The sequence below is a fragment of the Paenarthrobacter sp. NPDC056912 genome (assembly GCF_042786555.1).
In the GTDB taxonomy this organism is placed as follows: Bacteria; Actinomycetota; Actinomycetes; order Actinomycetales; family Micrococcaceae; genus Arthrobacter.
Genome location: NZ_JBHUCD010000021.1, coordinates 24,028 through 45,405, shown reverse-complemented (window position 1 = coordinate 45,405; position 21,378 = coordinate 24,028). Strand labels below are relative to the sequence as shown.

The window sequence follows — 21,378 nt, the reverse complement described above, 5'->3', positions numbered from 1 at the left end:
TTGCCCGCCGGCAGCGACCGCCCCGCCTGGTCGATGCCAATTGGTCGGCCTCTATGCCTCGCCTGGCCGGATCGTCTACTGATGCCGCATCCGGCTTTGGCGATGGACGTAGTCAGGCGTCGAACGCTCGCACGGGGTGCAACCGCCGTCGTTCTCGTCATCGTGCTTTCCCTGGGTGTTGTCGTCAGTGCCGTCGCTCTAGCCTTGGTGGGGGAGAAGCCGGAATCACCTGTCGGGTGTGTGTCTAGCGGCGCTGTCGCACAAAGCGTCCTCGAGAACAGTGGAACGCGGCCGGATGGTCAAGCCGTTGGACTCTCGGCAGGGCAGATTGCTGTGGCACGGGGGTACGTTTCCGTCGGGAAGCAACTTGGTGTTCAGCGGGAGGCGATGGTGATCGCCATAATGATGTCTCTCCAGGAGTCGACCCTCCGGATGCTCGCCAACGTGAATGTCCCTGCGTCATTTCAGTTTCCTCATGACGGGGTTGGAAGTGACCATGACTCAGTAGGTTCGGCACAGCAGCGGCCAGCGGCTGGATGGGGAACCGTTGCAGAGCTGATGGATCTTTCTTACAACGCACGAGCATTCTATGGAGGGCCGTCTGGACCGAACAAGGGTAGTCCTCGAGGTTTGCTGGATGTGCCAGGCTGGTCGGCCATGAGCAGAGGGCAAGCTGCCCAAGCAGTCCAAGTGTCAGCGTTTCCAGAGCTCTATGCTCGATGGGAACCACAGGCGACAGCTATCGTTGACCTGCTTCAGGGTGTCACCACGGTCCCGACGTGCAGCGCGGGGGTGAGTGGCCGGCCAGGTCCGGTCTCTCCAGGAGGCTTATCTCAAATCAGGCAGGACATTCTGCGTTTCACACAGATGGGTGTGGGTGGTGCCTACGTCTGGGGTGGGACGGCTTTCAAGGCCTGGGACTGCTCGGGATTCGTGCAGTGGATCTATCGGCAGGTGGGAATCGAGCTCCCGCGAGTGGAGCAGTGGCGTGTCGGGCTAATGACTGAGAGTCCTCAAGTCGGCGACCTTGTCGTTCAAAACCCTCAGGGTCCCTACAACTGGGGGCACGTGGGAAATTTTCGCTGGGCAGGGGATGATGTACAGCGCGCTCAATCCGTCTGCCGGCACTTTGCTTCATCCAATCGACTGGAATCCGGGTAGCGCCTATTTCGACCTTTTAGGGACATAGGTGGACGAGACTTTGGGGGATCGTGGTGTTGTCATTCAGCACTAGAGGTGGAGTGCATAGGGGCGCCGATTCGGAAGACGGCGAGCAATCAGTGGTGCCCAACATTCTGCCGTCGGGAGCGAAGCCGAACATTCAGAGGCCCCCCGCCGCATTCGGGTCGCGACCCGCCGCCGGGTGCGGAGGGCTCTTCCCGAGTGGGTCGAGCTCGAGACCCGCACGGACGTCCCTGACCAGGACCTGACGCAGTACAAGGGCATCCCGGCAACCACAGTCCGGCGCGCCCTGGAGGACGTGCACGACAGAATGCCTCCGGAGCGCTGGGAGGCGCTGGTCGACCAGGCGCGCCGGCGCGAGCTGATCGACGACCGCGGCGTCGCTGAACTGAACGAGAAGCAGCACGTCGCATGAGCGCCGCGGCACCACCGCTGAACACCGTGCAGCTGAACGCCCGGCCGGAGGAGGCGTCCCGCGACCTCGGGGTATCGAGCGCACGCGTGCGCCGGATGCTGCGCACGCTGATTGTATCCCAGATGCTGCCCGACGCCGTCGCCATCAAGGGCGGCATGGGCGTCAAGCTTCGCATGGGGGAGTGCGGCACACTGGCCACGGCTGATCTGGAGGTCTCCACGTGGCAGCGCGGCGAGGCCTTCGAGGAAGCGTTCCGCGCTCGACTGGCACAGGGCTGGGGCGCCGTGCCCGCGTTCAAGGGCTCGCTGCGCAAGAATCCGGATGCACCAGACCGCGTAGCGTTACTGCGTCCCTGAAGCGCAGCCGCTGCACGACCCTGGGCTCGCTCGGCCTCAGTACGTGATGCACACCCCTACAGGGTCACGCTGTCCTTCCTCGGAAGCGAATGGGCCGGGCTGGATGTGGAGGTGTCCGACTCCGAGATCGGGCCGCATACCCACATGCGCCGCGTCGTCGATGGCCAGCTCATCGAGCTGAGCATCCACTTCGGCCTTGGGCAACTGAAACCGGTGGAGTTGATCGACTTGGAGTACCAGATCGCGCAGAAGATCCGCGCCGTGACGGACCTCGACTATGCCCGGGCCCACGATCTGGTGGATCTGCAGCTGCTGTGGGACGCCGGCCCCGATCTGGCTTCCGTACGGGAGTTTTGCGTGCCTACGTTGGACTTCCGCTGTGCACAGGAGTGGCGGCCGTTGCCCCTGCGCGCGATGGACGGCTGGGATCCCGCGTACCGCGATGCTCGCGGGGAGACGGAGGTCGGGGGAAACTCGTTCGTCCTGGAAGGCATCGACTCGGCGCGCGAGTGGTTCGGGCAGGTGATAGCGTCCATCGACGCACCGAGGGACATCGGCTCGACCTTCGATCCGCAGGTCCTGGAGAAGAGGCAGCGCCGAATGCTCGGTGGGGGCGAGGTCTTTGCCCTTGACGAAGGCCATTTCGAACAAGGTACGGTTCTGCCTCGGCATCCATGGCGCCTTCGTCGATCGGCGGTGTCGAATACATGGATCGATCGGGACAAAGTAAGCGAAACCTGTAGCATCACATGGAACCCATAATCTACTGATAGGCGCCCGCCAGTGAACGAGCAATTGATCGACTCGACCGAGGATGTAACCGAGGAGGTAGACGTCGAAGGCCTACTCTTCGACCCCGTTGAGGAGAGTACTGGTGCGGCCGTGGTCGGAGAGTACGACTTGGTTTCCACGCCAAACGACTTCAACGTTCTAACCATCAAGAACTTTCTCGATACCGGCGCGGTGAAGGTCCCTAGGTATCAGCGCAATTTCGTTTGGGATCGGGCACGTGCTTCGAAACTCATTGAGTCTCTGATCCTCGGCCTCCCCGTTCCGCAGGTCTTCTTGTACGAGGAAGCGCGGAACTCATTCCAGATTATCGATGGACAACAGCGCTTGATGTCCATTTACTTTTTCTTGGTGGGGCGCTTTCCCCGTAAGACCGCAAAGCCAAGGCTTCGCGAATTCTGGGGGCAGCAAGGGGGTATTCCGCCTCACATCCTCTCAGATGACGGGCTGTTTGAGTCTTTCAGGTTGCATCTGCCGTCGCCCCAGAACGGCCCGAGTAATACGTTGCACGGGCTCAAATACGACACGTTAGAAGAGCGGCAAATTCAACTCGGCATGCGTACTCTCCGAAATATCGTGATCAAGCAAGTCAACCCTGAGGGCCGCGGTGCCGTCTACGAAATTTTCAACAGACTCAACACGACGGGCGTAAACCTAACTGCTCAAGAGATTCGCATGAGTTTGGCTGATTCAGCCTTCATGGAACAGATTGTCGAGTTCAATATGGATCCCGTCTGGCGTCAGCTGTTTGGTGTCGCTACTCCAGATCCTCGACTTCGCGACATCGAAGTGCTGCTGCGGGCATTCGCTATGGCGGACGAATCGGACGAGTATCGACCTTCCATGGTGCGATTCCTCGATCGGTATGCGGATCGCACTCGCTTGTTCAAGCAAGAACAGATTCGGCCACGCCGGATGGCACTTGAGCGATTCCTCGAAGATACTCGGCACGTGGACCGCGCCGCGTTCCTGATTTCAGAGCGGTTCAGCGTCCCCATTTTCGAAGCGATCTTCGCGGCATACGCCCAAGAATGCAAGAAAGGGGAGCAGCCCACCCTGCGTGATGACGTACTTGCGAGGCTCAAAGTTGATCCGCAATTCGTCGATGCCACTGAAACTCATACGACGGATACAAAGAATATTTTGCAGCGCGTTGCAGTCGCGCGTGCCTACCTTCGCGGTGAGAAGTAACATCTCATGAGCCTGGAAAGCTACTTTGAGGAGCGTATCGAAATTGGTGATCTGCTTGGTGAAGCCAATGAATACTCGCTGCTGAACGTCTACCATTCAGACTTGCCGAAAGTCCTCATTCTGTCGGTCGCTAGTCGCTTCGAACGTGATGTGACGGACCACATAGAGACCTTTTATTCGGAAATCTCGGAGCTCGAACCAGTGGCGGCTTTCGTGAAGAAGAAGGCTCTGAATCGCCAGTACCACTCGCTGTTCAACTGGGATGCCGCAAATGTGAATGCATTCGTGGGACTGTTTGGCCCACAATGTAAGGCGCATTTCGCGACCCAGATAGTTCAACATGACTGGCTGAACGATGCGGCACGGGACTTCCTGGCGCTCGGGCAGGCCAGGAATGTGCTCATACATCTAGATCTGGCTACCCAGACTGCCTCGATGACGGCGCAAGAAGTAGCAGAAAAATACAGGTCCGCAGTCCGTTTCGTCGAAGCGATTCCGTTCGTTCTTCGTCTTCGGCCGATACCGACAAGAGAGCAGGGAGCGCCCGAAAGTCTCGAGGCGGCCCGATAACCAGAGTCAACTTCGGTGTACAAGGCATTGAGCTGCCCTCTCCCATAGGTGGGGGTGACTGTTCCCCCATCCAACGAGACGGTGCGGGCCGTTAGGGAGAGACGAAGCACGGTGGTCTCTATTCTGGTGACTTCCTGCCCCTGACTGCTGTCAAAACTGCGGACTGACTTATCGCGCGGTTGGACGTGGGCCGGGCCACAAAATCATGTCGGTCCGCGCCACCAGCCCCATGAAGTCGTGAGCCCAATCAGCTCATTCCATAGGAAGACGACTGGATGGAGCACCAGATGGTACTGGCAGCGGTGGATCCTGGGATAACACCAAACGCGAACTTTCCCTTTCTTGAGTCACTCAAGCAGATCGGTGGCGGCATCCTTGTCGGCGCCTTCATCGTCATTGCGATTGTGGCAATTATCGGAGCCGCGATGCTGTTAGCGGGCAAGCTTAGCCAATCGTCGCGCCTTGCATCTGGCGGCGGAGTGGTCCTACTGTGGACCGGCCCTGTCGCGGCAATCCTAGGCGGGATCAACGGCTACATCCTCTGGTCGCAGACGGCATTTCCGTTGGGCTTCTAGCCGCTCGCGATCATGCCTATCGAGTGTGACCTCAACGGTTGGTGGCCGCCGGGCTGCGGACTGGTTTCCCAAGCCAACGACGGCGTCCAAGGTTCCATCACTTCAATCTTCGCTAACGTCCTTCAGAACATTGCCTCGTGGATGTGGGGGTTCATCACTGGGGCCTTCAGCGTTTCCGAAGTCGATGAATCACAATGGGCGGCTATCCGCGTCCTAACCAACTGGTGGGTCATTGTCATGATGACTCCGCTGGTGGTTGTGATGATCCTTCAACTCTTTTCCGGACTGATCAGCCAGCAACCACGCCGGCTGCTGAGGGCACTTGTCGGGGGAGCGGCGGCAGTGCCGCTGGTGGCAGCGGCCGTCTACTTGGTTCGGCAGCTCACGAGGGTCAGCGACGGGGCGGCGGCGGCCCTGCTCGAATCCATCGGGACGGATCCGTACGTCGTGTTCATGCGGCTCTTCGGCTTCGAACGAGCTCCCGAAGGCTCCGAACGCGAATGGAACGTCATCTCCCTGGCGCCTGGCAACCAAGGCGGAGCTGTCGGCGGCGCGATAGTGACGGTCATGGCGGTCATCGTCGTGTGGATTCTGGCGTTCATCCTCATGTGCTCGATGATCTTCAGGACATTCGCCCTCGCCGTCCTGGCGGCTGTCGCACCGGTCGCCCTCATGATGATGCCTTGGGAGAAGTCAAAGGCCTGGGCCGGGCGGTGGTGCGAAGTCGTCGTCGCGCTCTTGCTGGCGAAACCGTTGGCGGCGACAATTCTTGCAGCGGCGATCAAGCTGTTCGCGGATTCGACGTCCTTTGCAGGTTTGGCGGCCGGCACTGTCGGCATGGTTCTGGCCTGCGGTGCATCGTTTATGGCGCTGAGGTTGGTGAGCTTTGCGGGCGGCGAACTCGCGGCGGCAGCCCTAGCGGCTGGCAGCGGGCACGTTCTTGCTCGCAGCAGCAGTGTTGCCTCCAGGTTCAGCCGACAACTTGGTAGGCGCATGACGATTGCATCAATGTTGGGCAGGTCGTCCCTAGCTCGACCTATTCCCTCTAGGCGCAGAGACATCCCCACGCGCGTATTGCCACCTTCAGTGGCCCTGCCGCGCAGCCTTACGAGTACGACGCCGATACTCACCTCAGGTGTAAACGCTTCGGCATCGTACGGAGCAGACTCTGCTCGCGGCGGCGCCGCAAGGCAGGGCGACGTGGTGAGTGGAGAGGTGGTCGCCGAGCAGAGTAAGCAAGCGTCGTCTGCGCCACCTTCGCCGACGGGCCGGAACCCGGCCGCCGGACCGCCTAGGACAAACGCCCCCAGAAACCCTCGGCAGCCCGAAGTGCGAAGTCCCGGCAGCGCGCTGCCCATAGCGTCCCGGAGGCGAGATCAACAGGAACGGCCGGCCCACCGTCGTCACTCTTCGTCGCCAGAATTTCGTCCTCAATCCGGAGTGTTTATTACGTGAGTTTTGAGGAGCTTCGTCCGTACGGTTGCGTCGGGGTCCAGGGGCCGCAGTGTCTCGCAAGGCACGGAATAGCCAAGCGCGCACGGATAATACCTGCGCCGACTCAGTTTAGGCCAGGTGCGGGTGTTTCCTGGGCATTCTATGGAGTCATGGTGGTCAAGTTTCACGACCGTTTGAAGGCCTGACATCCGAGGTAGTCCATTAGTTGGCTGCACAACTACCGTCACGTTGCCCGGCGTGTTGTCTACTTCCTGGTGGTTACTGTCCCGAAAGTGCTCCTGCAGGGCCGCATCCACTTTAGAGCGACACGACGATGGGCGCTGAGCCTCCACAGCAGGCTTGGCCTCTTGGAAGGGAGCCACGGTCTTCAAGATGTATGTGGTCCGATCTGAACAAAGGAAGTCTGTATGCCTCGCTTCACTCGTGGTTTTGGTTTTGCAAGTCGTCCCATTGGCGCGGTTGCGGTCTGCGCGGCACTTGTTGGTTTGGTTTCTGCTGGCGTAGTTTCTGCTCCCGAGGCCATTGCGGAGGATCCGGCGCTGCTGAGCAGAACAGTCAGTTATGAGGGGAAGAATCTGACGCTTCGGCTTTCACCGGTGCCGGTGCATGCGAGTAAGTTCGAGGTCCTTGTTCAGCAAGAAGATGGTTCCCTGGCCCCGTACACGGCACCCGCGGAGCGCGCCTACCTTGGCAGTGTTGATGAGGATTCCGGGGCGAGGGCTTCCGGGATCATTGATTCCGAGGGGATTTTCCAGGGCACAGTCGTTTTTGACCGGGGTGGTACTTGGTTTGTGCGCGACGATACGGTCACGAGAACGCGCGGGCTGGAGCAACCCACGTTTAGATGGCCTTCCTCGGAGGACGCAACACGGAACGTCTCTACGGCACCGGACCAGGTGGGTACCACGAGTTACGGCTGGACCCTGGGCTATGACGTCGATAATGACTGGTTCACCTCTGCCCCGGTGAACGGGTCTGTGGAGAAAGCCTTGGACTACATAGATCTGGCCGCAGTGTCACTGTTGGATGTTTATGAAAGCAATGCTTTGCTGCGCCCGTCGCTTGGCAGGGTCATTATCCGGGCTTCCCCGACCCAAGATCCGTACGTCGGCAAGGACACAGGCCAGCGGCTGGTTGCTGTCAGAACGGCATGGTCCGCTGGACACCGGGACGCCGACGTCGATGATGTTGCGTTGCTCCACGGCAGCGGCGAGGGTGGCCTGGGCTATGTGGGCACTGCGGGGTCCATGGACTGGGGATATACAGTTTCAGACAGTCCAGGATCCAGCTACGTGGTCCAGCGTCACGAGTTCGCCCACACCTGGAGTGTCCGAGATAACCACACGAACGGCCCTGAAGGTGCAACAATCGTCTCCGGCAACAGTTACGATCGCTTCGATGGCACCGAACTGAGCGCGATCATGCGCTACCGCGACAAGAATCTGGGCAAATTCACCAACATTGGCAGGTTCAACCCGGCTCTGCCACCGTACGCGGCCCTGGATATGGTCGATGACCTGACCGCTACCGTGCCCTACCCGTTCAATCCCGTCGCGAACGACCACGACGCTAACGCAGATGCTCTTAGCCTTCAATCCGTGACCACCACCAGTGCTCTGGGCGGAACACTGACCCGCGCCGGCGATACCGTCACCTACACCCCACCCAAGGTCACCAGCCCCCAAACCCTCGACTGGGCCCAATACGTCGTCCAAGACTCCACCGGGAAAACAGCCACCGGAACCATGCTCTTCCGTATCAATCCGACCGCAGCCCCTGAGCCATCAGCGACGGCTGACCCCTCGGCCACTGCTACGTCTGAGCCCTCGGCGACGGCTGACCCCTCGGCCACTGCTACGTCTGAGCCATCAGCGACGGCTGACCCCTCGGCCACTGCTACGTCTGAGCCCTCGGCGACGGCTGACCCCTCGGCCACTGCTACGCCTGAGCCATCAGCGACGGCTGACCGTTTGGCTGTCACGGGGGCTGGCGAATCCGGAGCCCTGGTGATGGCAGGCTTCCTGCTGGTCGTGGGCCTCGCATTGGCTCATGGCGGTCGCACCAGATCACGCCGGAAGCACCACTAACAGCCCGTGGATTGGTCGCAGGTCCATGACCGGCTGACAGAATAGGTGCTGGCCGTTCCGTTGCCTGCGACTCCACAGCCGCGGGCAACCCACTCGCGGCCGGGGCAACCATAGCGACACTGACGACTTGGCTACGATCTCAGATTGCGCGGCCCGCGCCGGCCAGTTGGCGCAAGAGGGAACGATCCAGTTCATACCGTCCAGATCAAGTCCATTGACAGGTTCATAGAGGATCAGCACCCGTGGATCGCCGAGCAACGACCACCCGGGCACCCCTAGTCTTTGGGGCCATACAGGTAGCACGGATATCGTTTCTTCGAGACCGTGCCGTATGAACCCACCCAGCTCGAGCAGCGCACCAACTTTCCGCCAGCGGTGTGGACGTAGAGGGCGCGTTCACGGACGGTTTCCTGGACGTCGGGATGACCAGCACGAGGATCATTTCATGATGGTTGATTTTCCGGCACCTTTTTGGCTCAAGCAAACCTGTCACTATGCCCGGATGAACCGTCAAGGTAGCAGCGTTGACGGCTGTCTGATTTCCGTAGGACCTTCGAGAAGCCTTCAATTTGATCATTCTCCGAGGGCCACTCCCGAGTAGCTACTACGTGCGGTCCAATGGCACGCCGATATCGTCGATCGGCTGTTGATGGCTTCCTGTTCGACTGGAAGAACCTGGTATTGCTGAGGTTGACGTCTTCCGTGTCCCGGAGCCTTCGGGTGGGCCTGGCGTTTCTCGTGCTGGATGGGCGCGCGGCAGATGATGGCCAGGCTGGGGTTGTGACCTTTGCGTTTGCAGGTGGGGCTGATCAGGTCGGGCGGATGTCGTGGAGGGACTCGCCGTTCTTGCGGCGCTTTCAGTCGCCGCTATCTGCGCATATGCGGCTGGCGCCGGCTATCGCGGCGACAGGGTTCGGCGAAAGAAGGTTGCTGCCCCCATCTGAGCCTCGTGGGCAAGCATGGATGATCGCCGTCACTGTTGCCCGGACTGCACGTTCCTCGAGTGGGAATGCCGCTGCATGGAGCCGCGCTCACCCTCACAGCAGCGGCAGCCGGACACGGACACCGGGACAGACGAGCCACCGGCCCTGGGACCGTTGGAGCTCGCTGTCCTGTCGCTGGGGATCTGCGCGGCCGTGGTCCACGTCGGCCTGGAACCATGCACCAACAAGAAATGGTCATCCGTCCCCTACAAAGGTAGGCCACTACACCCCCGTGGCACCGATCAGTGCCCCAGCCGGGTCAACACTGCTGGCAGCACGTGAACGATGGGCCGCGGCACCTGGTGCGCTCTGGAGCCTCTCCCAAGCCGTCAAGGGGCACCCCTGTACATCACCGACGCGGGGGCGTGTCCGCTCCGAGAGGTCCGGGCAGTGCGGCCATCCAACTCCGCGTCTTGGTGGCCGCACCCGGGGTCTGAGGAATCGGGGCTCACGTGTGATTACCGGCGTAGTGTCAGGGACGGCGGTCGGCCGTACTTTTCCCTGTATGAATTCGCGAAGCGCCCCAGATTCCCGAAGCCCCACCGGTAGGCGACCTCGGCGACCGTCGCCGGGGTACCGCTGGCCAGCTCTTCATGTGCTTTGCGGAGGCGGACGTCCCGGACGAATCTCATAGGAGTCGTCCCGCGGTATCGGCGGAACGCTTCCTGCAGGGCGCGGACGCCGACGCCTGCGGCGGCAGCGAGTTCGGTAACGGTGAAGGGGTGCTCGGGATTGGCTTCAACGATGTCCATGACGCGTTTCACGGTACGGGGTGACGGGACAGAGGCCGTTCGTAATTCTGAGGTGTTCATGGATGGATGAGTTTCCGAAAGGGCGATTACTGCTGTTCTGGCCATTTGGTGCTGTAGTAGTGGATGAGCGTTTTGCCCGCCGTCCGCTGACGACTCCCAGATCAGTAGGTTAGCGATGGCTTGCCAGGTTCCAGCACTGCGGGGGCTCGTTGGTCCCGTCAACCCAAATCGCGCCCGGAGAGGGCCGTCGACGCCGTGGATATCCCCAAGCGTTTGTTCCACGAACGTACGCTCAAACCGGAATATCCGAGCCAGGCAGTCATCATCGAACGTTAACCGAAACTTGCGGAAAGCGTCCAGGGCTACCGATTCGCCCGGGCCGAGTAAGCGTGCGTCGTCTCCGGAGGTCACGTTCATCCGTCCCGATATCGGGGCGCTCACGAGTATCCACGACTCCAGTGCTTCGGGAACAACCTCCGTTGTTGCGCCATAGCCGAGTTGGTGCACGGAGATCGCTCCAAGACTCGCTTCGTCCTGTCTGGCATGGAACGGGATGCTGCCGCGTTTGACCGAGAGAGTATGCGGGCAGTAGGTGGCGCTGATCAGCTCACGGGCTTCGTCTGGGTCGTAAGTGTCCAGGACGACCCTTCCAGCGGGACGGAAGAAACTCCTGCTGTTGCGCATTCCCCTCCAATCAAAGAGGCCTTCGCTTTATGGCCAGGGACATCGCTTTTAGGGTAGCTCAACCTAAAGGTGGTCCGTAGGGTTTGTCGTCGTCGGTTCAACACTGAAGGACAACAAGGTCATAGCAAGGGTCCTTTGATTCTGGCTGCGAACAGATGGTTGTGCTTCTCGTATTGTCGCGGTGGCAGACGCGCCGGAGCGGCTCAAGCGATCCTTCGGCTTTTGAGCAGCTTGGCCCGGCAATGGAGCCGATCATGCTCATTCGAACAAACAGAATACTCTTTGTCGCTTCAGTAGAGAGGTTTTTGATGGGTGCTGTCTTAGCACGCCCTCACCCACGTTCAGCGCCGAGTACGGGGGTTGGTGGTCCTTCGGGGCTATTGCCGTGTGGATCTTTGGTGGATCTCAGTGATGGGGAGCTGCTCGAGATGGCCCGTGATGGCCATACCGAGGCATACGGCTTACTCTTCACAAGGCATGCCCCGGCCGCCCACCGGGTCGCCCGCCGACGGACCCGCGACCATCAGCTTGCCCAGGACGCTGTTCATGAAGCCTTCACCACGATCCTTGCCGCCATCAAAGCAGGCGGAGGCCCTGTAGGAACGTTCACCGCATATCTCTTTGTCAGTGTCACCCGTCAGATCCAACGGCAAAGCCGGCACCAAAGCCGTGAAACCCTACTCCCGGAGTTCACTGACACAGCCGCCACCGAGGAAGACTTCACCGAAGATACGTCCTTGGCGCCCTCATTGCTTGGGGCGTTCGGGTCCCTGCCCGAACGCTGGCAACAAGTCCTTTGGCACATGGATATCAGCGGCATGCCGGCTAAGGAAGCAGCTCCCCTCTTCGGTCTCAGCCCCAACGCCGTCATCGCCCTGCACCGCCGTGCCAAGGCCGGACTCCGTAAAGCCCTCGAACAGCACACCACTGAACGGACCGGGTCTACAACTCGCCGGGGGAGTTGAGTGTTCCATCCGCACTATCCACCACGGTGATGACTCCCTCGTGAGGCGTCGAATAGCGAAATCGGAGCGGATCACGATCGTTTCGGAACGTCAGGTATGGGGAACCATGGATACCGCACCAGATTCCAACGCCGCCTCACCCAAAACCCGGCCGACCCCTCCTTGGCTACTGACATGACGCTTGGATGGGCCCAGGACGCGATGACGTGTCTCAGTGCCTCATACACGAACGGCGCCGGGATCCAGAGTTCCCGGAATGCCGGCCGCAGGGCGTGGATTTTCCCTTCTGCAGCGACCCTTAGTGGTGCGGGATCACTTTAGGGCCACACCAGAAGGGCCGGCTCGCGCACCAATGGGGACAGCTTTTAGCTGTGCGGAGGGCTCCACCTGCCTCAAGTGGGCACAACCCTCTCGCGCGGTATCTGTTCGCCTATGGGGTGCGGCCGCGGGTGGCTTGAGGGGGTGGCGTGTGACACTGCGTGGTCCGTTTGACTGCGGTGCCGGTCGGGCGGTTGTCGTTACCCTGATCTGATGCGTCGGGGCCGGAATTTGCCGGGTCTGGTGGTGCTGCGCCAGGTGTAGTTTACCGGTGGCTCTCTGAGCGAGAAGGGACAGCCGGAGTGCAGCCGCCCAGACCTGGATTTGGGCGGCCGCACTGTCCGCTGGAGCTCAATTCAGCGGACCAGTGCGCCCTCGCGTAGGAGACCACGGGAGAGGCGCATTTCCGAGGAGCCGGCCATCCAGCCGGCCCCTGATGGTGACCGGGGCAGCATTGACAACGAGACTGCCCCTCCACCCGCGCGGAGCCCCCCCAGGGATTCCCATGCGGGCTGTCAAGACTGAATAGGCATTCCGGTCCCGGTGATGACGGCTGAACGCGTTCACCCGGAGCGAACCCGCCGCAGGCTGTGGGTGCCGTCCATTGCGTGCGCGGCCGCCGGAGGAACTCTATAGGGTGTTAGCGCTTGGTGCCGTGTGTGACCGCCGCTTGGTCTGCACTCAGCACCCCGAGCAGTCGTCGCATGTCCCCGAGTGATTCCCGGCCCGTGCTGGCAATGGTTGCCAGCGCCTCGGTGGCGAATTCTGGTTTCACGGCAGCGGCATACCTGGCACCGTCCGCCTGTGACAATGAGCGCGCCACGACGTCGCGCATTTCCCCCCGCGATTTTGGGCGCGTTCATCAGTGGCCGCAAGCTGACGCTGCCCCTGCTCAATCCCAAGGCGCCGCGTCCGGTCTTCGAGAGCCTGACCCTGCAGGCGTCGCACCCTTGTAGGGTCGCCAATCGTCCAACTCGCCAGCACCAACATCCAGATCAACACCGTGCCAGTGCACCTCGGCTCAGACCCAAGATGCCCGCTTCAGCGGCGGTAACGGGCAGCCGGATGGCAAGCATGATGCCGCCCAGCAGCCCCGTCCCAAGCACGACGGGGGAGCCACTAGAAAAACGCCGCAAAACAGCAGGAGCAGGCCCGAGACCGTGGCGTCCACTGTGAAACTGTGAGTGCTGAACCAGTCCTATTTTGCGCTTTCCATCCACGCTCTCCTTCCATGCACCCAAATCATCCCCGGACATCCCGCCAGGGAATGACTACTACTGCTCTGAGGCCATCAAGATCGTCGAATGCGCCCGCCAGGACGTGGTTGTCCCGGCAATCGACAGTCTGCTTTCCGGCCACCTGGAACACCTGTTGTGCACGGGTCACCCATCGAGGGCGACAGCTATTTCCGACCTAATTGAGCTAAAGGTCGCAGACAACCAAATGGCCCGTGCGCACCCGACATCGTGTGCACACGGGCCAGCTTGGACAACGGGTCGGGCTGCCCGTCTTTGTTTGATCAGTACTTGCGGCCAATGGTTGATGATGTCATCTCCCGCGAGCTGCTACCGAATCAGTTTCGAGTCCATGCTTTTGCGATTTTCCCACCGCAGATATCTACTTGGGCGGGGGTGAAGCCTGGGCGCTGAACGCAGTGACCTAAGCCCGTTGAAAGCTAATGGGCTCCATCGAAAACGGTAGCGTGAAGTTTCGTTCAGGCCCTCTGGGTTGGGGCCTTGTAGGCCCCAACCCAGGTGTTGGGTGTTATCCGATGACCCACTGCTGCAGTGGAGAGCTGGCCGACGATTGCTGGCTTACCAAGGCGCCTGCGGTTGATGATGCTGCGGTGAGGAGAAGACCGGACTGTGCCGAGCTAACGGTGTAAGCCCCTCCCGATACCTTGGTCAGCGTCCACCGTTGGTTCAGACCTCCTGTGCACGTCCATTGGATGATCTTTGCGCCGGCAGCGGACGAGCCGCCATCAACGTCTAGGCACAATCCGGATTCGACGCCTTTGATCTCGTACGTGCCGTTTGACTGACGGGTGAAGCTGAACAGCTGGTTGTTTCCATTGTTGGTGGTCCAGGTTGCGAGCTGTGTGCCGTTCACTGTGCTGTGGTTGGGCACGTCAAGGCTGTTTGCACCAATTTTCAGGGTGCGGTTTCCCGTGAGGTCGGTGCTGGACGCGGCACCTACGACGGCGAGCGAAAGGGTCTGTTCGCCGGCTGTGCGGCCGCCGCCGACGCTGTTGCCCGAGGTGTCGTTCCAGACGCGCAGGGCTGTAGTTTCGGCGAGCCTGGTGGACGTCGAGGAGAGGTTGAGCACGAGGCCGCTGTAACGGTTGACGAGCTTCACGGTGCCGGTCGGGGCATTGTTGGCCGCCGAGGTTTCTTTAATGACCCACCACTGTTGTCCCACTGCGGCAGAGCCTGTAGCTGCCGCTGTCACTGTGGGCTGGGTCCCCCATGCCCGGTTCGTGGGCGAGGACGTTGGAACACCGAGGCGCCCCGAAGTTGCCGTGTTTGTGATGGTGTACGACCCGTCGCCGACCTTATCAAACTGCCAACTCGTATTTCCAGAGGTCCCGGCCGCGAGTGACGTTGTCGCCGATCCACTGCTTGCCTGGGCGAGCAGACGGCCACCACCGTTGGAGATTGAGTACAGCTTCGTCACATCAACAGGAGCCGCAGGAGCGGCTGAGGACGTAATGGTCACCGGCACGTATTCACTTCCCCGGGCTGGTTGTGCATCCAAGTCGCAGAAGTAGCAGTAACTGCGGAAGTCCTTGCCGATGATCTGGTTGCTGGTCTTGTTCGCCGAGTCGAGGAACCACCGGTACCACGACTTTGTGTGATAAGCGCCAGTGTCACCAATAAGCGTCCATTGTTGCTTCGTGAGATCGTCGGTGGCATAGAACTGCTGGGGAGCGTTCCCGCTCTGGTCCACGGCCTGGGGCTGTCCGATGTACAGGCCGAGGTAGGCGTTGTAGGCGACGTCCATGACGAACAGGGGGGACGTCGGCTGAAGCTGTCCTGCCGCGATCTGCTGCTGCGCGGTCCCCGTGTTTGCCGGGTTGTACTCGGTCGCGGCCGTTGCGTAGCCGGTCTGCCCGGCACCGGTTACCGGGAGCATGCTGCTTTCTTTGCCGCCCACGCCGGGTTCGGTCCAAGTGCCGTTGTACCATTTCTGCCAGGAGTTCGGGGACATCTTCGCGGAGATCGGGGCGCGCGCCACGTGACTCTGGAACGACTGCCAGCCTCCCGTCTTGTTGATGACCCGAGAACCGTAGTACACGTAGAAGTATCCCGACGCGTGGTCAACGAGCAGGCGCTGGTCGCCGTCTCCGTAGTAGTAGGTCTGGTTCGGGAACGCGGAGGTGTCGTTCCTTGTGGTGCTGAATGGTGAGGTAATGATGTGGTCAGCGATTGACCACGTTTTGCCCTGGTCTTTGGAGACTGCGCGGTCGATGGCGTCATAGTGCGATCCCTCGCCGAAGGGGCTGCCGGTGAACTCGTTATGTACCAGGCCATACCAGTCCCCGGTATCGGGGTCGACCCAGACGCCGGCCAGATCGCAGAAGTTCTTCTGCGAGTAAGTCCCGGACGGATCGTTGGTCGAAGTGAGACCGGTGGGGCTGTTGTTGCAGCGCCACGTTGTGTCGTTGTTCCTGTCCTGACTGTTTGCGGGGTTTACGTAACCACTAACGGTGCTGGACTTGGTGGCGTCGTCCATTGTCGTTCCAGTGTAGAAATCCCACTGGCGTTTTTCGCTGGCTCCATACAGGGCAGCAGACTGCTGGTGATAGTAGCTACCGTTCTTGTCGATAAACGGAAAGGCGGGCGTGTCAGTCGCCGTCGGGCCGCTCGCGGTTGCGCCAACGGAGACGGTGAACGTCGTGCCTGCAGGGACCGCCTGCGGAACCGCCGCTCCCGTTGGGGGCGCGATGCCGGCAAGCGCGGCGATTGCTAGCGGCACTGCCGCCACCATGAAACTCTTCCTGAGGGCCATTTTTCTCCTAGTTTGTAGCTGCCGCATCCGCCCCCCGGAACAGCCAATGAATGATGTGGATCACTATATTTTGGGCTCATCCTTATCGCAAGTGCTTCGTTGAAGTTAATTTCAATCACTTTCAATCACTTTTTTTACTTCGAGACTCGGTGGAGGCAGGAGTTGTTGGTGTGTATGGATGCGCCAGTCGCGACGGCGCTCGTCTTCCTGCAGGGTCAGAGCCATCAACCAGATCCTGTTGGGCGACACCAAAGAGGGCGCCACGAAGTCCCCCATGGTACGAGACCTCCGGCAGGCCTCATGAGCAGGTCTGTGGCGAGCGGAGGTCAGTCTTGGGCGAGCAGCACTTCGGTGCCAAGTGCACGTAAAAGCGCAATCTGGGCAGGATCCGCGGAACCATCAGTGATGACGGTCGTGCGTTCATCGAGCGTGCCGATTCGACCGAAAGCGGAACGACCGAGCTTGCTGGAGTCGGCCAAGATGACCGTCCGGCTGGAAGTCTTCATGAGGGCCGAGTTAACAGCGGCCTCGTCCTCGTCGTCCGCGCAGATCGCACCTGTCGTTAGATCAATGGCGTCGACGCCGAGGAACAGCACATCGATCTGAATTGACGGAAGGATCAACGCTGCAAGCGGGCCGACCAGCTCAAAAGACCGTGGCCGCGCCACACCACCAGTAACCACAACGCGGAACTGTGGGCGGTACGTTAGATCGTTGGCGATGTTCACCGCATTGGTGACAACAGTGATCAGCCCGGCATCGAACTCGGGCTCCGCAGAAACTCGGATGCCAAGCTCATGAGCCGCTGCGGTCGTCGTCGTACCACCGTTAAAACCCACGACGTTGCCCGGCTGTACGAGCTCAACAGCGACGGAGGCAATCAACTTCTTCTCCCGCCATTGCATAGCGCCCCGCTGCCGAAGCGGAACCTCCCCGGTACTTCTGTTCGACCGGGCACCCCCGCGCGTACGAATGACAAGCTGCTGTTCGGCAAGTGAGTCAAGATCACGTCGAGCCGTTGCAGCCGAGATTCCTAGCCTCTCGACAGCCTCACTAACATGGATAGAGCCCCTGTCGACGACGAACTCTACAAGTTGAGCCAACCGCGCTTGCCGAGACATGCTCATCCGTCCTTTTGGTCGCCAACGCTACAGAAGCAGCCATGCGAAGTTGAATCCCCATAGCTAACCTACGTCAACATCGATCAGGACGATCGCGTTTCGCGAGGAGGGCGCCCCCAGTGGTCGACACCAAGCCGATAATTTGGCGGCTATCTTGCACTGGGGGCTTGGAGATGCGCGCAGGCGACCCTTTGTGACTGACCACAGTCCCGATTGCTGTTGAAGCTTGTGGACCCACCCTGCCGGGTCAGAACTGAAGTGGTCATTAGGTGTCGGGGGCGTTTCCGATGTCGGGTTCTGGCAGTCCCTTATCTGCGGCGTACGGGACCCGTGGCTAGGGGCGGACAGCGCATCGAAGGCATGGGATGGACAAGATCTTCACGGTCGAGGATTCGCAAGCCGCCAATGTGATGCTCCCTTCTACTAGGAACGTTGCGAGTTAATAGGGACGTTTCCGGAGTTTGAATCGGTGCTGATCAGTGAACGGCAAGGCAAAGGAGTGGCCCTGGCGACAGGCGCGGATCGGTGCTGTCTCGCGTCCCCTCTGATGTCGGCCGATTGAGCCGCCCCGACCGGATTTCCAGGTCGGCGCCCAGCAGCAACGGACGGCGTGCACGGTCATAGTGACCACAAAGAGCGAGATCATCAGTGCGCAGATGACCACCGCGACAAGCAAGACGCCCAGACAGTGCACCATCAGGACGGCGGCCATCATGGCTTGGTACGGGTCCAACAATTCCAACTGGCTTTCCATTCGGTGGTCTTCGTGGCTTTGGCAAGGTCTAGGACATGTGGTGCTGTTCCATCCCGGCCGGGACTTCGAGTGATGGAGATGCACGGCTTTGTAAGTTGCGCACGAGCAAGGGATGGTTCCCGTTCGTGGCATTCACGCGGGCTTTTAGTCGTCAACCGGGGTGTCTTCGCCGCGTTTCTGGCGTACATCGCATTCATCCCTTGCCGTGGCATGGGGCGTACCGGTAATGGGATGAACGGCATGACCCTCAAAAGGAGTGAGGAGTACATGCCCGACGCTGGCGTGCAGGCGACAAGCCCGTTGATTCAGGTCCGTGGATTCCACAGGAAGTCGCAACACCATCATCTCGTGGAGATACTCACTAAGCAGGGCCCGCCTACCTTCTGCCAGGAACACGGCGGCGCGGGCCGCTACGACCTCGTCACCGCTGGGTTCGTTATGCCATGTCACGTTTCTTCTACCCCTCATGTCGGGCTCCTGTCGGCTTACACAAGGGAATAGCCCGCTTCCGCCCGAAAAGGACGCAAACGCAGAATGCATTCGACCATGCTGAAGCCTCGACCGTTGTGCGGACTGGGCGTGGTTTGCATTTCAGTCCCTCCGAATGCACGAAACGTGGGAGAACCCTTGAACCGTTAGTGGCCCGCCTGTTGCTGGACCAATAGGGAAGCGGCGTCGTGCTGCTGACTGATGCCGGCTCTTTTCGTGTTGGTTGCCGCCGTCCGCCTACGAACAAACGACCAACACACCCCCCCGATGGTTCGACCAAAGGTGCCGCGGGCCGCGCTCGATTGGGCAGGATGTCCAGGCCGGGACTGCAGCGCTCTGTTTGGACGGTGCGATCATATTCACAGTGCTCTTACGGTCGCGCAGATCTAATTCGCTGGGACGCTTCCTGGCTGCGTGTTGCCTAACCGGTTGCGGGCGTACATGATGAGCATTCTTGCCGTCGCGTGCGGTGTACCGGTGATCGGATGGAGATAGTGCCCTTCTGGTGGGGTGATCGGGAGGTCATCGATAGTGGCGTGGACGCGGTATCCGCGCTGGTTGTGGCCAGTGGATTCGACTTGAAGTTGGAGAATCACGTCCGGTGAATGGCTACCGCGCATGGCACGCTTCGTTTCTGCCAGGAACACGGCCGCGCGAGCTGCTTCGAGTTCTTGGCCGGTGGGTTCGCTGTGCCACGTCATCTCGTCTGCCTTTCGTTGCCCTGGCCTAATGCCCGGGGTCATAGAGGATAGACAGAAGCCCGGCGCAAATGACGCGACTCATGCCCAGAGCAACGGCATGGTGCTGGCCAAAGGGCTATTTTCTTCCCTCATAACGGATTGGGGGGAGCGGTGACTACGGGCTTCGGACGGCGTGCACCGCCATGATGACCACGAAGAGTGAGAACAACAGTAGCGCGAAGACATCCGAGATAAAGACAACGCCGAGTCCGTGCACTAACAGAACGGCCACCATCGTGGTCTGGTAAGGGTCCGTTAACTCCATTTTTTCTTCCATTGGTGTGGAATTAGTCGGGTGCTCAGCCATGCGCAAACGAGCCAACCACGGTGCGTTATCTTGTTGTGCCAACCCTGTTCGCCGAGTTGCTGTCGAGGGAAGTAGCCGGTGCTGGGCTGAATGGTGACTCGGCCCATGGATCCGGGGGATCCGAATGACTCGGATTGATGCCGTGAAAGAGTTCGCGGTGCGTCCGGAGTTGCGGATGCCCCAGACGGGACAGCAGCTTACTCAAATGAGTGTGCAGCACCGTATGACCTCGCAGAGACTATGTGCGGGGTGACGTGAAAGTTCGGACGTCGGAGTACGCTAAGGAGCCTCTCGGCCAAGGGGCCTGGATTTTGTGAGCTCAGCCTGAAATTGCCCGCAAGGCCGAATGCGACCTTTTCGTGGGCGTCGGCCGGCGAAGACAACAGGCTCTTCGGCTGCATGCGCACGGCGGCCTACTCCCCACTAACCGCCCCCAGAGTCTGCCGACAATGAAAGCTGATTTATGCGACATTTTCGAACAAGATCTTGCAAAAAATGACAATGGTCAGTTATGGTTTGTTAAACGGTTAACTGAAGTGATCTGAACCACATTGCGCTATTGCCTCAGCGCTGAGAGGGGCGGCACGGACTTGGCGGCGGGGAGCGCCGCCCTGATCTTTTGGGGCAGGGCTTGGCGGCACACCTTTCTTAGGCACGCTGAACAGCTCCGTCCGCCCAGCGGCGAGAGTGGGCGGCCAAGCCCGGATCTTGAATCATATGAATAATCGAATCCTCTAATGGACCATGTATGCACCCCCCTTTTTTTGTTGCTTCTCAGCAGATTGGCGCCCATGGATATCGCCCCTGACCCCCGACCCGCCGCGGCGAAGTACGGGCCGCCGTCTCCGTTTGCACGGCATGGCCTGGACGGGCCCGGCGCTGGCACGGTCCTCGACTGCACGGACCCTGTCCTCCAGCAAGATGCACCGGCTCCTGAGAGTGCCGGTGTTGAGCTTGTTCACGATGATTCGGGCGGGAATGTCCTGGGCGCACGCCTGAACGATGAGTCGCTGCGCGAGGCGTTTCAATCCCTGCCTGATCTCTGGAGGCAAGTGCTCTGGCAAATGGACTTGAACAAAGTGTCCGTGCCGGAAGTAGCCAGACTTTTGGGCCTGAGCCCCGCCGGAGTCAAGACGCTCCACCGCCGTGCCACCAAAGGGCTAAGGGAAGTCCTCCAAGAGCCAGCGAACCCCAGGCCGGGTGGGCTTCGCAGACCCCTCTAAATCCCGCCAACACGAGAACTATCCACCCTAATGGGCAGCGCCCACTCCTGATGGTGCACATTCCTGAGCCATGACGGTCCCATCGGGGCTCACGAGCATGGCATTCAATGTCGTGCCGGGGTGCGCGGTGGATACACGCACCCTTCGTCCTGGAAAACCAGGTACGTCGGGAAACATGTGTCAAACCCTTCTCCAACACGGAGCGCCGAGAGTCAGGCATCATCGGCCCCGGCCTTCAGAGCACCGTTGTGGCGGTACCCGTCCATAAGCTCTGTCGTCGGCACTGGACATCCCACAAACGGTGAAACCCCTCCCGCTGGCGGCGCGGATCTGGTTCATTTCTTCGGCGGTGAGTATGGTGAGCGCTTTTTGTCGCGTTTAGGAATTGGCGTCGTCTGCGTCATCTGGAAAGTC

Annotated in this window: 19 protein-coding genes and 2 pseudogenes; 11 read left to right on the top strand and 10 right to left on the bottom strand. The window is 60.4% G+C overall.

Going from position 1 to position 21,378, the window contains the following annotated elements; all coding sequences use genetic code 11:
• Nucleotides 1-33 precede the first annotated feature (33 nt).
• From ACFRJ9_RS19740 to ACFRJ9_RS19700, 9 genes are all read left to right on the top strand, one after another.
• A complete protein-coding gene (locus tag ACFRJ9_RS19740; protein WP_377671577.1) occupies nucleotides 34-1,161 on the top strand; it encodes a C40 family peptidase in 1,128 nt (375 codons plus the stop codon).
• Nucleotides 1,162-1,363: 202 nt separating this feature from the next.
• The gene (locus ACFRJ9_RS19735; protein ID WP_377671466.1) at nucleotides 1,364-1,597 is read left to right on the top strand and encodes a hypothetical protein; all 234 of its coding nucleotides are present in this window, start codon (nucleotides 1,364-1,366) and stop codon (nucleotides 1,595-1,597) included.
• On the top strand, nucleotides 1,594-1,953 hold the full coding sequence (locus ACFRJ9_RS19730; RefSeq protein ID WP_377671463.1) for a hypothetical protein: 360 nt from the start codon (nucleotides 1,594-1,596) through the stop codon (nucleotides 1,951-1,953). The genes ACFRJ9_RS19735 and ACFRJ9_RS19730 overlap by 4 nt, the downstream gene beginning before the upstream one ends.
• A gap of 111 nt (nucleotides 1,954-2,064) precedes the next feature.
• Nucleotides 2,065-2,715, top strand: a complete 651-nt coding sequence (locus tag ACFRJ9_RS19725; RefSeq protein WP_377671461.1) for a nucleotidyl transferase AbiEii/AbiGii toxin family protein — start codon at nucleotides 2,065-2,067, stop codon at nucleotides 2,713-2,715.
• A 21-nt stretch (nucleotides 2,716-2,736) separates the two neighbouring features.
• Nucleotides 2,737-3,933, top strand: coding sequence for a DUF262 domain-containing protein (locus ACFRJ9_RS19720; protein WP_377671459.1), 1,197 nt, complete (start codon nucleotides 2,737-2,739; stop codon nucleotides 3,931-3,933).
• A 6-nt stretch (nucleotides 3,934-3,939) separates the two neighbouring features.
• Entirely contained in the window at nucleotides 3,940-4,503 is a 564-nt protein-coding gene (locus tag ACFRJ9_RS19715; protein ID WP_377671457.1) for a HEPN domain-containing protein, read from the top strand.
• Nucleotides 4,504-4,778: 275 nt separating this feature from the next.
• A complete protein-coding gene (locus ACFRJ9_RS19710) occupies nucleotides 4,779-5,078 on the top strand; it encodes a hypothetical protein (protein WP_377671454.1) in 300 nt (99 codons plus the stop codon).
• A gap of 12 nt (nucleotides 5,079-5,090) precedes the next feature.
• Nucleotides 5,091-6,533 carry a type IV secretion system protein gene (locus ACFRJ9_RS19705; protein WP_377671452.1) on the top strand — a complete coding sequence of 481 codons (1,443 nt, stop codon included), beginning with the start codon at nucleotides 5,091-5,093 and terminating at the stop codon, nucleotides 6,531-6,533.
• Nucleotides 6,534-6,940: 407 nt separating this feature from the next.
• The gene (locus ACFRJ9_RS19700) at nucleotides 6,941-8,620 is read left to right on the top strand and encodes an Ig-like domain-containing protein (RefSeq protein ID WP_377671449.1); all 1,680 of its coding nucleotides are present in this window, start codon (nucleotides 6,941-6,943) and stop codon (nucleotides 8,618-8,620) included.
• A 1,441-nt stretch (nucleotides 8,621-10,061) separates the two neighbouring features.
• On the opposite strand, the gene ACFRJ9_RS19695 is transcribed toward ACFRJ9_RS19700, so the two are convergent.
• Entirely contained in the window at nucleotides 10,062-10,355 is a 294-nt protein-coding gene (locus tag ACFRJ9_RS19695; protein WP_377671575.1) for a helix-turn-helix domain-containing protein, read from the bottom strand.
• 93 nt (nucleotides 10,356-10,448) lie between these two features.
• Nucleotides 10,449-11,039, bottom strand: a pseudogene (locus tag ACFRJ9_RS19690) (hypothetical protein); the annotation flags it as partial.
• A 398-nt stretch (nucleotides 11,040-11,437) separates the two neighbouring features.
• Here ACFRJ9_RS19690 and ACFRJ9_RS19685 point away from each other — a divergent pair.
• The gene (locus ACFRJ9_RS19685; RefSeq protein ID WP_377671446.1) at nucleotides 11,438-12,004 is read left to right on the top strand and encodes an RNA polymerase sigma factor; all 567 of its coding nucleotides are present in this window, start codon (nucleotides 11,438-11,440) and stop codon (nucleotides 12,002-12,004) included.
• Between the two features lie 958 nt (nucleotides 12,005-12,962).
• Here the strand turns inward: ACFRJ9_RS19685 and ACFRJ9_RS19680 are convergent.
• From ACFRJ9_RS19680 to ACFRJ9_RS19645, 8 genes and pseudogenes are all read right to left on the bottom strand, one after another.
• A complete protein-coding gene (locus ACFRJ9_RS19680) occupies nucleotides 12,963-13,157 on the bottom strand; it encodes a histidine kinase (protein ID WP_377671444.1) in 195 nt (64 codons plus the stop codon).
• A gap of 407 nt (nucleotides 13,158-13,564) precedes the next feature.
• On the bottom strand, nucleotides 13,565-13,708 hold the full coding sequence (locus ACFRJ9_RS19675; RefSeq protein ID WP_377671442.1) for a hypothetical protein: 144 nt from the start codon (nucleotides 13,706-13,708) through the stop codon (nucleotides 13,565-13,567).
• 378 nt (nucleotides 13,709-14,086) lie between these two features.
• Nucleotides 14,087-16,330 (bottom strand): RICIN domain-containing protein, encoded by a 2,244-nt coding sequence (locus ACFRJ9_RS19670; protein ID WP_377671440.1) that lies wholly within the window; start codon nucleotides 16,328-16,330, stop codon nucleotides 14,087-14,089.
• A gap of 326 nt (nucleotides 16,331-16,656) precedes the next feature.
• Nucleotides 16,657-17,235, bottom strand: coding sequence for a DeoR/GlpR family DNA-binding transcription regulator (locus ACFRJ9_RS19665; RefSeq protein WP_377671573.1), 579 nt, complete (start codon nucleotides 17,233-17,235; stop codon nucleotides 16,657-16,659).
• Nucleotides 17,236-17,277: 42 nt separating this feature from the next.
• Nucleotides 17,278-17,451, bottom strand: a pseudogene (locus tag ACFRJ9_RS19660) (DeoR family transcriptional regulator); the annotation flags it as partial.
• Nucleotides 17,452-18,349: 898 nt separating this feature from the next.
• Nucleotides 18,350-18,655 (bottom strand): hypothetical protein, encoded by a 306-nt coding sequence (locus ACFRJ9_RS19655; protein WP_377671437.1) that lies wholly within the window; start codon nucleotides 18,653-18,655, stop codon nucleotides 18,350-18,352.
• A gap of 425 nt (nucleotides 18,656-19,080) precedes the next feature.
• Nucleotides 19,081-19,395, bottom strand: coding sequence for a hypothetical protein (locus ACFRJ9_RS19650; protein ID WP_377671434.1), 315 nt, complete (start codon nucleotides 19,393-19,395; stop codon nucleotides 19,081-19,083).
• A 154-nt stretch (nucleotides 19,396-19,549) separates the two neighbouring features.
• Nucleotides 19,550-19,699 (bottom strand): hypothetical protein, encoded by a 150-nt coding sequence (locus ACFRJ9_RS19645; protein ID WP_377671431.1) that lies wholly within the window; start codon nucleotides 19,697-19,699, stop codon nucleotides 19,550-19,552.
• A gap of 833 nt (nucleotides 19,700-20,532) precedes the next feature.
• Here ACFRJ9_RS19645 and ACFRJ9_RS19640 point away from each other — a divergent pair.
• On the top strand, nucleotides 20,533-20,964 hold the full coding sequence (locus ACFRJ9_RS19640) for an RNA polymerase sigma factor (protein ID WP_377671429.1): 432 nt from the start codon (nucleotides 20,533-20,535) through the stop codon (nucleotides 20,962-20,964).
• Nucleotides 20,965-21,378 lie beyond the last annotated feature (414 nt).

Excerpts from the sequence above, each read along its gene's own strand:
- ACFRJ9_RS19670 (WP_377671440.1), bottom strand. The coding sequence starts at position 16,330 with ATGGCCCTCAGGAAGAGTTTCATGGTGGCGGCAGTGCCGCTAGCAATC.
- ACFRJ9_RS19640 (WP_377671429.1), top strand. The coding sequence starts at position 20,533 with ATGGATATCGCCCCTGACCCCCGACCCGCCGCGGCGAAGTACGGGCCG.
- ACFRJ9_RS19715 (WP_377671457.1), top strand. The coding sequence starts at position 3,940 with ATGAGCCTGGAAAGCTACTTTGAGGAGCGTATCGAAATTGGTGATCTG.
- ACFRJ9_RS19740 (WP_377671577.1), top strand. The coding sequence starts at position 34 with ATGCCAATTGGTCGGCCTCTATGCCTCGCCTGGCCGGATCGTCTACTG.
- ACFRJ9_RS19695 (WP_377671575.1), bottom strand. The coding sequence starts at position 10,355 with ATGGACATCGTTGAAGCCAATCCCGAGCACCCCTTCACCGTTACCGAA.
- ACFRJ9_RS19680 (WP_377671444.1), bottom strand. The coding sequence starts at position 13,157 with ATGCGCGACGTCGTGGCGCGCTCATTGTCACAGGCGGACGGTGCCAGG.
- ACFRJ9_RS19645 (WP_377671431.1), bottom strand. The coding sequence starts at position 19,699 with ATGGAGTTAACGGACCCTTACCAGACCACGATGGTGGCCGTTCTGTTA.
- ACFRJ9_RS19705 (WP_377671452.1), top strand. The coding sequence starts at position 5,091 with ATGCCTATCGAGTGTGACCTCAACGGTTGGTGGCCGCCGGGCTGCGGA.
- ACFRJ9_RS19700 (WP_377671449.1), top strand. The coding sequence starts at position 6,941 with ATGCCTCGCTTCACTCGTGGTTTTGGTTTTGCAAGTCGTCCCATTGGC.
- ACFRJ9_RS19650 (WP_377671434.1), bottom strand. The coding sequence starts at position 19,395 with ATGACGTGGCACAGCGAACCCACCGGCCAAGAACTCGAAGCAGCTCGC.
- ACFRJ9_RS19710 (WP_377671454.1), top strand. The coding sequence starts at position 4,779 with ATGGAGCACCAGATGGTACTGGCAGCGGTGGATCCTGGGATAACACCA.
- ACFRJ9_RS19730 (WP_377671463.1), top strand. The coding sequence starts at position 1,594 with ATGAGCGCCGCGGCACCACCGCTGAACACCGTGCAGCTGAACGCCCGG.
- ACFRJ9_RS19665 (WP_377671573.1), bottom strand. The coding sequence starts at position 17,235 with ATGCAATGGCGGGAGAAGAAGTTGATTGCCTCCGTCGCTGTTGAGCTC.